Raw genomic sequence first — 12,450 nt, forward strand, 5'->3', positions numbered from 1 at the left:
GGGTTAATAACGACTTCATCATCATCGATCAAGCTGGAAGCTACACCATTACATTCGGAGCCGATGTTCCTCTGCAAGAATTCCAAAACTCGAAGAAAAGCGTCACGGCAAATATTGACACTTTTAGCTTCGAAGTCACAAGTATCCCCGAGCCAAGCTCTGCTGCATTGCTGATGCTTGCGGGGAGCACATTTCTTCTCAGAAGAAAACGCTAGAGCTACATCTGGCCTTGCCAAGCTCGTGAGCGACTCTCTAGTCTAGCACCATGTTGGCTAAACCCTTTTTTCTCTCTTTCCTCGCCGGAGCCGCACTTTTGTCGGCTACATCTACCCTTTCAGCTGCACAAGAAACCCTCCAACCTGGCCAGTTCGAATGGCAACCAGAGCGCGCACCAAAGGGCCCAATCCTGATGGTAGTCAGTCTCGACGACCAGATGGCCTACGTTTACCGCAATGGCGTACAGATTGGCCGCTCGACAGTCAGTACTGGTCGTGCAGGCAAGGAAACTCCAACAGGCGTTTTTACTATTCTTCAACGCAAGAAGAAGCACGAGTCAAACATCTACAAGGGCGCCAAGATGCCCTACATGCAGCGTCTCACCTGGACCGGCATCGCAATGCATGCTGGCAAGCTCCCGGGCCACCCAGCCTCGGCAGGCTGCATCCGCCTGCCCTATGACTTTTCTGAACTACTCTATGGCACCACCAGAAATGGCTCCACTGTAGTGATCAGCGAGAAAGCCTCTACTCCAGCAATCTCTAAAAAGCCCGCTTCGATTTTACTCGATAGTCGCAGTGTTGTAGGAGTCAGACCTGTGCCAAAAGGTCGTGTGGTCTGGGAGCCTAACAAAAGCCCCGAAGGACCAGTCAACATGCTGCTCAGCTACGCCGACAAGACCGTCTACGTATTCCGCAATGGTGTGCAAATCGGTCAAAGTCCTGTGGCGCTGACCCTCAGCGACGACATGCCACAAGGTATTTTCCTCATGCTTGAGGGCGTCGAAAATAAATCATCAACCACTGGTCAACCTCTGCACCCATGGTCGATGCTAGCCCTCCACGGCGGTTCTCCGGTCAATGCCGTCGACCGTCTCAGAAATAGCATCGAGATGCCGAAAGACTTTGGTCAGCTCGTTCGAACTGTGATCGCTCCCGGTACTATCCTGTTGGCCACAAATGATGCCAGCACCGAGGCCACTCGTTCAAAAGGCCCACTCAATGTCCTCGTACCTGAGGAAAAGAAAAAGTGAGCTTGCTTGCGGGTCAATTTCTAGGACTTTTCCTGTGAAAAGTCTCTGGCTGGATAGAAGCTCAAAAACTGTCGTGTAATGTGATACCTCCTCTAACTTCGCCAATGGCGAATTTCAAACCAGCCTAGGCACAGCCGCATGCCTAGGTTTTCTCTGTTTCTAGCTAGAGCCACCTCACTACCCATGTGATTTCAGCATCTCGCTTGGCTTCTTCGAGCCAAATACAAGTGCTACTCATATTACAAAAAAAATTAAAATCCAAAGATGCTAGCCAGAATTCTTTTTTATTTATGGCCGCACGAAGCCAATCCACATCGGTAGTTTGACAGCAATTCGTTTTCCTGTCGGTTTAAGCATTCCTGTTGCTGGGTCTCGGTGGAAGGTCACCACGGCATTGGACTTCTGACCTGCCACCACCAGCAATCTACCGTCAGGTGTGATATCAAAGTGGCGAGGAATCCATACCCCGACTGGTGCGGTCTGGATTAATTTCAGAGAACCACTGCCATCGACCGAAAGTACCGAGATAGAATCTCTACCCTCGTTTTTCAAGTCACGGTTCGCCGCATAGATGAATCGACCGTCATCGCTCATTCTAATCTCAGAGCATGCTATATTTTTCACCCCATCTTCTAACAATGGAATGGTTTTACCCATGGTGAGACCACCACTCGCTAAGTCACATTTGAAAGTCGTGACCGATGGTTTGAGCTCATTGAGGACATAAAGAAATGAGCCATCGAGCGAGAAGCACATGTGCCGAGGGCCACTTCCCGGTGGGCATGCTACTGTTGCAACACTCTTCAGTTCCGCAGTTTTTTCATCTAGACTGTATACCTCTATGGAATCTGTCCCTAGATCCGCCGCGTAGACAAATTTGTTATTAGCACTCGCATAGGCCGAGTGGGCATGTGGGCTTTTTTGTCGATGCAAGTGAGGCCCTTTGCCTTTGTGTTCAATCACACTCACAGCTGGGCTCAAAGTTCCATCCACTTTCACCTTGTAGCTAGATACTTTTCCCGCGCCGTAATTCGCGGAGAACAAACAGGTCCCAGTTCTATCTAGACTTACGTGGCAGGCGCCAGTTCCTCCCGTTAGACGACTCTGGAGAAAAACCAAAGTCCCATCCTCAGTTCTCAGATAAGCCGACACTCCTCCGAGGTTCGATTTACCATCACTATGCTTGCTACGAGTTGTACTATAGCAAAATTGTTTACCCTTAGAAAATACCAAGAAGTTAGGGGACACAGCAGGACTCGTAATTCGAGGCTCTGAAATGACACCAGTGTCGGTATCTAACAACGCCTTTGAAATTCCATCTGATGAGCCATTCCCAATATATAAATGAAGTTGTTCCGCATTTAAAATTTGGCAGCACACTAAAGCTATCAAACCGATCCTAGATAATTGTTTCATGATAATTTCAAACAATAGCAGTTAGCGGCCTTTAGGGGAAGCTCAATGCCCTGTCGAGTGGAGGGCCACATTAAGGACTAATACCAATTGAGTCATCTTACCATAATGATAGGTTTTTAACGTTGAATGAAATAGTCAGCGGAGCCGAGATGGGTGCGGCAATCTGACTGTTCAAATGGTATAAATAGAGAATGTCGTTAATTTTAGGTGAATTTGTCGTAATTAATGCTACAGATCTCAAGTATAAATTTCGTACTCTAATTCTATCAAGAACAACTATCTACACGAAATATCAACTTCCAATGTGGGACTACCAGTCCTAAAACAGTTGGATTTTAGGTGTAGCTAAAATCATTTACCCAAACACTAACAACTACTATGAATCTATTACTTTCCACCAGCCTCTTCATCGGAATCGGCTCCATCTGTCTCGCAACTGAACCTGGCAAAAAGCCGGACACCCCAAAACAACCTTGGAGCGACTACGTAGTCCACGATGGCACACGTCCAACCCCAGAAAAGGTCAAAACCCAAGGAGCGGTAACCACCCCTGCCCCTGCCGACGCCACGGTCCTTTTCGACGGTAAAGATACCTCCGCTTTCACTAAAGCGTGGAAAGTCGTCGACGGTTCCTTGATTGCCTCACCCGGCGACAACCACACCAAACAAAGCTTTGGCGATTGCCAACTCCACATCGAGTGGAAGATTCCAGCTGGCCGCAAAATAAAAAACCAAAAAGGCGGCAACAGCGGCATCTTCCTGATGGATAAATACGAAGTCCAGGTCCAGGAAAGCCACACCAATGTCACCTACGCCGACGGCCAAGCCGGAGCCCTCTACGGGCAAACTCCCCCCGTGGTGAATGCCTCCACTGCACAGGGAGAATGGCAAAGTTATGACATCCTTTTCACCGCTCCAAAATATGCCGAAGGCAAACTGGTGAGCCCAGCATTCGTCACCGTCATCCACAATGGCGTAGTCCTCCACAACCACCAAAATTTCTACGGTCCCACAGTCCATAAGACTCTCGCCAAATACCCAAAGACCCACCCAGAAAAAGCACCCATCCGCCTGCAATGGCACAACGACCCAATCGAGTTCCGCAACATCTGGATCCGTGAACTCTAACCGACTGGAGGATATCGTGCCCATCAGTCAGGCCAGAATAGGGCGTCGCTGGAAGTCACGGAAATAGAACCGTTGAATGGCTTCAGAGGCATAACCTATGAGACAGGCTATATGAGTCTGAAAGTTGATTAATCCCTTGTCTATAAGGGATCTTAAAAATGATTGGGCTCTGTGGTGGGCTATCTCAGCTAGGTTTGTGTGGGGATGCCGGGACTGAATGGCACGCGTCACTTCGTTAGTGAAGTCTGTGTGCTATGTGTGAGGCAGCAGCTTCGCTGGGATTATTTAAGCGACCGAGACGGTCGCGCTACGTGGAGATACCGTGCCATTGCACAGATATTGTGTGTCTAATCTGGGGAGCGCCGAGCCCCAGCTCGGCTGCCACTCTATGAGCCAAGCTGGGGCTCGGCGCTCCAAGCGGCAGTTCCCGTATTTTGCGAATTAGTCCACCAACGGCGCTATTAAAGCACTGATGGAGAGTTCCGTGGTGCTCATTTTCTAGCTTCCACCTTCCCTATATTGGTACTTTATCGGAAATTATCTCACAACAAAAGTCGTCGAACTCGTTGGTCCACGAGTTCGGACTTTTATGATTTAGAGGTGAGCCTTAAGCCACGTGCCAACTTCTGCTGCTAGAGGGTCATAGAAACCTTCGAAACAATGGTCGGCGCCTTCGATTACGACGTGCTTTTTCTTGCCACGTAGGGTGAGGAAAAGGTTTTCGCTGTCCTTTGGTAGGACGACGTCATCCTTGTCACCATGGAGCATGAGCCACGGGCTGCGGATATCGCGTGCAGCTGTGAGCGTGTTGCCAATATTATGGAGGTCATCGACGTAGGTCTGGCTCAGCGGCAGGCTCTCGTCCTCCCACATGTAGCCCTCATCAGGTACTTGATCGCCAAATTCAGTTTCACAAAATGCCTTGGTGTCCACCATCCCAGCCAGCGACACGAGGACGCTGAGTCTATCGTCTTTAGCTGCTGCTAGAGCACCTACAGCGCCACCCATAGAGTGACCGATGTAGGCTACTTTTTTGCTGCCCTTGACTTGGTCTAACACCGCGTGCAGATCATCGACCTCCTTGTTGATACACATATCTGCATAGGAACCTTCTGAGGCACCACAACCGGAAAAGGAAATGCGCAGGCACGGCCAGCCAGCTGCTACCAGCCGATTTGTGAGCTCGACAATCAATGGCCGATCCATGTCCCCTGTCACTCCGTGAGCTACTACCACCAACACGTCATCGCGCTCAGTCGGGTGGAATGCGTGGTCGATCACCTCGCCGTGTTTATTATGAATCTTCATAAGAAAGTATTCTCTACGAACGGCCCTTAAAGGTCAGTTCAGCGATGCCGGATTTATCCAATTCACCGAGCCCAAGCTCGATCATCTTCTTGTACTGCGCCTCTGTCGCCTGTGAGAGCGGCACAGCAATTTCTGCTGAGTTTGCCAGCGCATTAGCGATCCCGCTGTCCTTGGCGGCGTGAGCAGACGAGAAATAGCATGCGTGGTCACGGATCTGCATGTCCTCTGCATCCGTTTCTAACACCCGTGAGTTAGCGCCAGTTTGTGAGAAAATTTCGCGCACCATTCCGAGGTCGAGTCCCAGCGCATCGGCGAGCCCCAATCCTTCTGCTAGAGCCGCAGTATTGATATTCATCACCATATTGACCAGCGCCTTCACTTTGGCCGCTGAGCCGATATCGCCTGTGTGACGGAGCGCCACGGAAAGTACCTCGAGTAGCTCCTTGTTTTCTTGGAACACAGCCTCAGAACCGCCCACCATTAGATAGAGCGTGCCGTTACGGGCTTGGTCGATACTTGAAGCCATCGCAGCCTCGAGCGTCTTGGCACCGACTACAGCTGCGTCCTCAGCAGCCTCTTGATGCACCTCTGGGCTCAGGGTCGCGCAGTTGATAAAGGTCACTCCCTCAGCATTGGCTAGAAGTGTGTCGCCTTGGATTTTGAAAATGTCACGCATCGCATTATCATCGCTCACCACGGTGAGCACCACATCTGCCGCGGCCGTAACGGACGGTAAATTTTTAGCACACTGAGCACCAACTTCTTGCGCGAGTTCTTCCGCAACTGGTGTGTGGATATCGTACACGACAGCCACGTTGTAGCCTGAATCGTTGAGGTGACGCGCCATGTTTGCGCCCATTCTGCCCGCTCCGACTATTCCGATTCTTGGTTTCATAATTTTTTAAAAATGAGCGCTCCTGGAAACGACCAGAAGCGCTGTTATGTTAGGAATGATTACCTGATAACATTGATGTGGAAGCCCAACCAATCATCGAGATTGTTGAGGTTCACGGCATCGAGCAAAGTGCCGTTGTCTTCGATGCCATTTGCCGCGAGGATTTCCTTACGGGTATCATCGGTGTGATTGTAGCCTAACACGCTCGCATTGAATGCCTCGAGAGCTGCTTGGTCGAGCTGACCTCCCTTTTGCTCAAGAAGCCATGCCTCAAGCTGCGGGTAGGTTGGCTTGCTCTGCATGAATGCGCTGAATACTTCTTTGTTGAGACCGAAAGCATCGAGAAGCATCTGGTCGTAGCCACCGCCGATCGCTGGGTATTCAGCATTGAGCTTGCCCGCAACATCGAGAGAAACTTTCTGCCAGAGGCGTGGTAGGTGAAGAATGCCGAGAGGGCCACATGTGCCTGAACTGATTAATGGAATGATAGTGCTCATAGTATTATTTGGTTTGTTGTATTATTGGTTTGGATAACTAGGATTATCGATATGTTTTCTTTAGAAATGAGCTACCTCTATTAGAGAGTCAGCTGCAATTCGCTCAAAAACGCCCGAATGGTTTCGTCATTTCTTTTGTAGTAGGTCCACTTCCCCACTCGCTCAGTAATGACGAGATTTGCGCGCTGTAGAATCGAAAGGTAGTGCGATACAGTAGACTGAGACATCCCAGTCTTTTCTTGAATAACCTGCACACAGACACCATCTGAAAAATCTTTACCATCCTTGTGTGGACGGAAATTTTTCTCAGGATCACTCATCCATCTCATGATATCCATGCGGGTATCATTTGCCAGGGCTTTGTGAAGTTCGACTAACTGCATACCCTTTATATAAATCCAAATCTCTAAAACAGCAAACCATAAATCGAGGAATGTCGATTTGAAGGATTTGGGGAAGTGTTCAGTTAGCAGTGTTCAGTGTTCAGAGCCTGTACGATGAAACCTGACTACTTGACCGCAGATTTTGTCAGACTAGGGAGCTAGTCGAGTTCTTTGCTTAGGAATAAAGTCACCAGACTTTGTAGACGGACTTTCGACTTTCTGACCTTTGACACGTGAATTCTATCGATGGGGTCTCAGAAGATATTAAATAAACTTCAAACTCCTCACATCTCTCTCCACACTTTCCGCATGAAACCCCGCTGCGAATGGTGCTCTAACGACCCGATCTATACCGACTACCACGACTACGAATGGGGGGTGCCGCTGCACGATGAACGACGGCTATTTGAGATGCTCATTCTCGAAGGCGCACAGGCTGGTCTCTCGTGGATCACAGTGCTCAAGAAACGTCCCGCCTACCGTGAGCTATTCCATAACTTTGATGTCAAAAAGGTAGCTGCCATGAGCGATGAGGATCTGGAGGAAATTCTGCTCAACCCAGCAATCATCAGAAACCGGCTCAAAGTCTACTCAGCCCGCCGCAATGCCATTGCCGTCCTCAAGCTGATAGAGGAATGCGGCTCGCTCGACCACTACTTCTGGAGCTGGATCGACCACTCCCCGATCGTCAACCACAGGAAAGACCTCAACGAAATCCCCGCCCTCATTCCTCTCGCTGAAACCATCAGCAAGGACCTAAAAAAGCGCGGACTCAATTTCGTCGGCCCCACCATCATCTACGCCTACATGCAGTCGATCGGCATGGTCGATGATCATGTGGAGGAGTGTTTTGTTAGGGTAAAGGAAAAGGGATAAAGGAAAAAGTCATGAATGAAAAACCACCCGTCACCCGTAATATGATAATCGCCCAATGGGCTATTCTTGTCCTACTGTTAGCTATATTAGGAATAATCTCCTATGGGCCCATTCAGAAACAGGTTCGTGCAGCGGAAATGACGACAGCCAACAATTATTTCAAGCAAGTCTACACAGCCCTCTTTAGCTATGCCAAAGACCATGACGGTATCTATCCAACAGATTTTGAAAATGAATCACCAACCGCGGCAGCATGTTTTGATAAGCTGGTCCAATCTCGTGTGATGGACGACGAAGATTGTTTCTGGAACAGGAATAATGCCCTCACTTTAGGTACTGCGAGTAAAGCCAGCCCTGATAACATAAGCCCACTCACAGAAAATGAAAACACGACAGGCTACGTGATGGACTCACGACACGCTCCAGGACCAACCTCCTCATTATTTTCGATAGCTCGACAGAAGCAGGAATTTTCAACACCAGTGTATGGGAAGGAAAAGCCATCATAGCTAAACTCAATGGCTCGGTTAAACATACGAAAATCAGCTATGGATCTTGCTCTCCACTCAACGAGGACGGCAGTGCCAAGTTCGGTACTATTCTTGAAAAACGTGGCCGCGGAGAAATCGATATCTTCAAAGACCTCCCCGAAGGAACCAAAGTCCTCCCACCGCAACTAGCCAAGTAATCAGGGGAGCTAAGGTACAACTCTATCACTCATTCTTATCAATTCGTCAAATGACAAACAAACCACCCGTCACCCGTAATATGAGAATCGCCCAATGGTCGATTCCTGTGCTGCTGTTAGCCATTTTGGGAATCATCTCCTATGGACCAATTCAGAAACAAGTACGTGCTGCCGAGCTCACCAGTGCCAATGGTAATTTTAAACAGATTTACGTAGCCCTCTCTAGCTATGCCTCAGACCATGATGGACTCTACCCGACCGATTTAGAAAGCAAATCACCAACTGTCGCTGCCTGTTTTGATGAATTGATTCAATCTGGTAAAATCGATGAAGAAGAGACGTTCTGGAACAAACAAAATGCTCTCACCTTAAATACTGCGAGTCCATCTCCCCCTAACAATATTAGCCCACTCACAAAAAATGAAAACACGACAGGCTACGTGATGGGTCTCACCACACCTTCCCCCGCAAACCTCCCCACTACCTTCAATAGCTCAACAGAAGCAGGAGTATTCAATACCAGTGTCTGGGAAGGAAAAGCCATCGTCGCTAAATTCAATGGCTCGGTAAAAGCCATGCATATTTCACAAATTAGTAATTCTCCAAATCAACAAAATGAAGGCTATATCCTGGAACGACGTGGAGACTCAATCGTCGATATCTTCAAAGAACTTCCGGAAGGCGTTAAGGTTCTCCCACCGCAGTTAGCGAATTGATGTGGAGTGCTGAGGCTTGACTCAGCTCTGGGGTTTGGCGTGGCTTGACGCGCGTGGCCGGTGAGTCGCCAAACGCCTCTTCGTTCTCCACGGATTCCCCATAAAGATGAAACCCAGTCCTCCGCAGTTCCGCACCCCATGTGTCGAGCCACAGCCCTCCTCAAGAGCTGAGTCAAGCCTCAGCACTCCAAGAAACCTCTATTCGCCAAGTCATTCCTTGCTACTGTGGTCGAATGCTCTTTCGCCAACGGCGAAATTCATACCAGCCTAGGGTGAAGGGCGAAGCCCAAACCCTAGGTCCTCACCACCGTAGAATTACTTGGCTGAAGGCCAAGCTCATCGCGCCTAGTCCCATACATAATTCTCATCATAATCGATCTGATACTTATTGAGAAATTTTCTACACTCTTGCTGGAATGTTAGCTTCTGGTGGTGTTCTTCTTGTTGATCAATGTATCCTAACAATTTTGATAGATCCGTCGGGCTGACTGAAAATGCTCCATAGCCACGTTGCCAATGAAATGCGCCGACACCTTCGTTTTTCATCCAAATCGTTGATTGGCATTTGATGTGCCCCACCAAGTCGCTGAGATTGCAGTTCTGGGCTGTTTGAGTGCCAGATGCACGTGGTCTTCCACGCCTCCCACACGGTAGCATTGCCAATCATGATCGCGAGCAAGTGTGGAGAGATAGGCGTGAAGTCGGGGTTTTATCTCGTTCTTTAAAAAAGGTAATCGATCCTTTGTGCTGAAGACCAGGTGGACAACGATTTTCGACAGACTTTGGGACATGGTTGTTGATCTTATTTCACCTGTTAGTATCTCACAAGTTCAAAGATGAAGTGGATGATCTTGGCTTTCAGCCAAGTGGTTTTTTATGACGATGACCTAGGGTTTGGGCTGTGCCCTTCAGCCAGGCTGGTATGAGTTTCACCTTTGGTGAAGTGAAGACCAAAGACCGAAGACCGAAGACCGAAGACCGAAGACCGAAGACCGAAGACCGAAGATGGAAGATGGAAGATGGAAGATGGAATCATTTTAGAAAAACGAGGAACTCAAGATATCGATATCTTTCAAGAATTCCCAGAAGGAACCAAGGTTCTCCCACCGCAATTAGCTCAATAATATACCTCGATTTCAGCTTGGCCTTCATCACCCAGTCCAATTAGTAATTCCAGTACGCTGATCAGAACATAGGTAGGATTTTTACTTGCTTGCTACCATTCGTGGGATTGGTGAGATTCGTGGTAGAGGTGTTTCATTGCACTGCATTTTCGAAATTTTCGTATCATTCGCGGTGGAAAAAGCGCATCCAAAGCTAGTTTGGAGCAAAGAGGCTGGAAGCGCTCTTCTACGCGATTTCGTCTTCTAACAACTTACTGAAACCGGAGTAGAGTTTTGATTCTACTGGTGGGGTGTCGGGGAGTTTGCTGTCGTCTAACATGAAGGTGTCGCAGGCGGTGAAGAAGTCGGATTCTGTCTTCACGCGGCGAATTTGGTATTCGAACTCGGCATCGATCCCCTGGGAGATGTAGGCCATGTACTTTTTCATGCGATTGACATGGCTGCCCTCGACGTAGGTTTTGCGTTTCTCATTTTCCGCGACGGCGTGGTAGAGCGCGGTGACGTAGCCGTGAAGGTCTTTGCGGGTGGGGGTCACGACTGGGCGGCCTTCGTAGCTGTCCTTGAGTTGTTGGAAAAGCCAGGGACTGCGGATGGCTCCTCGTCCGACCATTAGCCCAGCGGCTCCTGTTTGCGCGTGGTAGGCTTTGCCGGTTGCTACATTGACCACATTGCCATTGGCTATCACTGGGCACTTCATCAGGTCCACAGCCTGTTTTACCAGATTCGCGTGGACTGGTGTTCTGTATTGCTCGCGCACGGTGCGTCCGTGGATGGTGAGGGCGTCGATGTCGTGCTTTTGGAAGACTGCTAGAATGGCGTCAAATTCCTCATGGGTTTCGAAACCTACGCGGGTCTTCACGGTGAATCTCCCGTCTACACACTCGCGCAGTGCTCCAAGAATCGAATCGGCGTGATCCAATAACCTCAGCAGTCCACCGCCGGCATTTTTCTTATACACCGTGGGAGCTGGGCAGCCTAGATTGAGGTCTATCCCAGCGACTGGATACTGCATCAGCTGCTTTGCTGTGCGGGTGAGCGCTTTGATGTCTTCCCCGATCATCTGGGCAAAGACTGGCTTTCCTGTCTCATTTTGGGTGATCGAGCGGAGGATTTTTTTTTCCAAACTCGAGTCACGATGGACGCGAAAATACTCGGTGACGTAGTAATCTGGACCACCATAGCTGTCGACCACTCCCATGAAGGCGAGGTCGGTGATGTCCTGCATAGGTGCGAGAACGAGCGCTGGGCGGTGATCTGGAATGAGTGTCTGCATCGGGCGTTTCCAGCATGTACCAGATCAGCCAGTGGAATCAAGCGGCACCTGCCACCCACCCTGAGACAAAGAATGTGCAATTTATGAAATCTATGTAATGTAAGAATAAACAACTGAGATGAAACATCCTACTTCTATGACCATAAAACTCCTCGCCACCGTCGCAGCAATGGCCATGACTGTCACCTCCTGCCAATCAAAGCCAAAAGAACCAATGGAAACTAGCAACGATAAGCCCGCACAACCCACTGAGAAGGTTGAAAAGACCGACGCCGAATGGAAAGCCCAACTCACTCCAGAGCAATACCGAGTCGCTAGAAAGTCTGGAACCGAGGCGGCTAATGGTAAGGCCTATAAGCAATTTAAAGCCCAAGGTGCGGGCACGTATTTCTGCGTCGGTTGTAATGCCGAGCTGTTTAGCTCGAAGGAAAAATTTGATGCCCGCTGCGGTTGGCCGTCATTCTACGACCCATCCAATGCGAAAAATGTGACGACTAAGAATGACATCAGCGCTGGCATGGTACGCACCGAGGTCAACTGCGCGAAATGCGACGCCCACCTCGGCCACGTCTTCAAAGGTGAAGGTTTCAATACCCCGACCGATAAGCGGTTTTGCATCAACGGAATCGTGCTGAAGTTTGTCCCTGATAAGGAGAAGAAATAAGTTCACCGCGAAAGATTTGAAAGCTGCTGGGGCGATGAAGCTGAGGAAGTTTTCAGAACCAGCACGCTTCCACCTCTCCGCAGGAACCCCATCTCGCTGGTGTATTCTGGGTTACTCAACAGATAGGTAATTTGGCCTTCGGCGATCTGTTTTGAGTGACCGGAACGGTCACGCTACGTAACTCGCCGGTCTTCATCTGAGTAATCCGCGCAACACAACCCAAGGCTTCATAG

Annotated in this window: 15 protein-coding genes; 7 read left to right on the forward strand and 8 right to left on the reverse strand. The window is 49.3% G+C overall.

Annotation, left to right across the window (positions count from 1 at the left end):
- Both BSZ32_RS07505 and BSZ32_RS07510 read left to right on the forward strand, forming a co-directional pair.
- Nucleotides 1-215 (forward strand): PEP-CTERM sorting domain-containing protein (locus tag BSZ32_RS07505; protein ID WP_165788720.1); only part of this gene is annotated, 215 nt, incomplete at its 5' end.
- A 50-nt stretch (nucleotides 216-265) separates the two neighbouring features.
- Complete coding sequence (locus BSZ32_RS07510) at nucleotides 266-1,249, forward strand: L,D-transpeptidase family protein (protein WP_105042872.1); 984 nt, start codon at nucleotides 266-268, stop codon at nucleotides 1,247-1,249.
- A gap of 288 nt (nucleotides 1,250-1,537) precedes the next feature.
- Here the strand turns inward: BSZ32_RS07510 and BSZ32_RS07515 are convergent, their stop codons facing one another.
- Nucleotides 1,538-2,665, reverse strand: coding sequence for a lactonase family protein (locus BSZ32_RS07515; protein ID WP_105042873.1), 1,128 nt, complete (start codon nucleotides 2,663-2,665; stop codon nucleotides 1,538-1,540).
- Between the two features lie 378 nt (nucleotides 2,666-3,043).
- On the opposite strand from BSZ32_RS07515, the gene BSZ32_RS07520 reads away from it, so the two are divergent.
- Nucleotides 3,044-3,793 carry a 3-keto-disaccharide hydrolase gene (locus BSZ32_RS07520; RefSeq protein ID WP_105042874.1) on the forward strand — a complete coding sequence of 250 codons (750 nt, stop codon included), beginning with the start codon at nucleotides 3,044-3,046 and terminating at the stop codon, nucleotides 3,791-3,793.
- Between the two features lie 594 nt (nucleotides 3,794-4,387).
- Here the strand turns inward: BSZ32_RS07520 and BSZ32_RS07525 are convergent.
- From BSZ32_RS07525 to BSZ32_RS07540, 4 genes are all read right to left on the reverse strand, one after another.
- Nucleotides 4,388-5,101, reverse strand: a complete 714-nt coding sequence (locus tag BSZ32_RS07525) for an alpha/beta hydrolase family protein (protein WP_105042875.1) — start codon at nucleotides 5,099-5,101, stop codon at nucleotides 4,388-4,390.
- Nucleotides 5,102-5,114: 13 nt separating this feature from the next.
- On the reverse strand, nucleotides 5,115-5,996 hold the full coding sequence (locus tag BSZ32_RS07530; protein ID WP_105042876.1) for an NAD(P)-dependent oxidoreductase: 882 nt from the start codon (nucleotides 5,994-5,996) through the stop codon (nucleotides 5,115-5,117).
- Between the two features lie 59 nt (nucleotides 5,997-6,055).
- Complete coding sequence (locus tag BSZ32_RS07535; RefSeq protein ID WP_105042877.1) at nucleotides 6,056-6,493, reverse strand: DUF5069 domain-containing protein; 438 nt, start codon at nucleotides 6,491-6,493, stop codon at nucleotides 6,056-6,058.
- An 80-nt stretch (nucleotides 6,494-6,573) separates the two neighbouring features.
- Nucleotides 6,574-6,876, reverse strand: coding sequence for an ArsR/SmtB family transcription factor (locus BSZ32_RS07540; RefSeq protein ID WP_105042878.1), 303 nt, complete (start codon nucleotides 6,874-6,876; stop codon nucleotides 6,574-6,576).
- 309 nt (nucleotides 6,877-7,185) lie between these two features.
- On the opposite strand from BSZ32_RS07540, the gene BSZ32_RS07545 reads away from it, so the two are divergent.
- The 3 genes from BSZ32_RS07545 (at nucleotide 7,186) to BSZ32_RS07555 (ending at nucleotide 9,156) form a co-directional block, all read left to right on the forward strand.
- The gene (locus BSZ32_RS07545; protein ID WP_105044787.1) at nucleotides 7,186-7,752 is read left to right on the forward strand and encodes a DNA-3-methyladenine glycosylase I; all 567 of its coding nucleotides are present in this window, start codon (nucleotides 7,186-7,188) and stop codon (nucleotides 7,750-7,752) included.
- Nucleotides 7,753-7,763: 11 nt separating this feature from the next.
- Nucleotides 7,764-8,261 carry a hypothetical protein gene (locus BSZ32_RS07550; protein WP_105042879.1) on the forward strand — a complete coding sequence of 166 codons (498 nt, stop codon included), beginning with the start codon at nucleotides 7,764-7,766 and terminating at the stop codon, nucleotides 8,259-8,261.
- A 229-nt stretch (nucleotides 8,262-8,490) separates the two neighbouring features.
- Nucleotides 8,491-9,156 (forward strand): hypothetical protein, encoded by a 666-nt coding sequence (locus BSZ32_RS07555; protein WP_129589652.1) that lies wholly within the window; start codon nucleotides 8,491-8,493, stop codon nucleotides 9,154-9,156.
- A gap of 345 nt (nucleotides 9,157-9,501) precedes the next feature.
- Here the strand turns inward: BSZ32_RS07555 and BSZ32_RS19715 are convergent, their stop codons facing one another.
- The 3 genes from BSZ32_RS19715 to BSZ32_RS07565 form a co-directional block, all read right to left on the reverse strand.
- Nucleotides 9,502-9,702, reverse strand: coding sequence for a transposase (locus BSZ32_RS19715; protein ID WP_240610582.1), 201 nt, complete (start codon nucleotides 9,700-9,702; stop codon nucleotides 9,502-9,504).
- A complete protein-coding gene (locus tag BSZ32_RS19720; protein ID WP_240610583.1) occupies nucleotides 9,699-9,947 on the reverse strand; it encodes a transposase in 249 nt (82 codons plus the stop codon). The genes BSZ32_RS19715 and BSZ32_RS19720 overlap by 4 nt, the downstream gene beginning before the upstream one ends.
- Before the next feature lie 559 nt (nucleotides 9,948-10,506).
- A complete protein-coding gene (locus BSZ32_RS07565) occupies nucleotides 10,507-11,553 on the reverse strand; it encodes a tRNA dihydrouridine synthase (protein WP_105042881.1) in 1,047 nt (348 codons plus the stop codon).
- Between the two features lie 136 nt (nucleotides 11,554-11,689).
- Between BSZ32_RS07565 and msrB the strand changes: the two genes are divergently transcribed.
- Entirely contained in the window at nucleotides 11,690-12,217 is a 528-nt protein-coding gene (msrB, locus tag BSZ32_RS07570; protein ID WP_105042882.1) for a peptide-methionine (R)-S-oxide reductase MsrB, read from the forward strand.
- Nucleotides 12,218-12,450: the final 233 nt, after the last annotated feature.

The sequence above is a fragment of the Rubritalea profundi genome (assembly GCF_002954445.1).
Lineage (GTDB): Bacteria > Verrucomicrobiota > Verrucomicrobiia > Verrucomicrobiales > Akkermansiaceae > Rubritalea > Rubritalea profundi.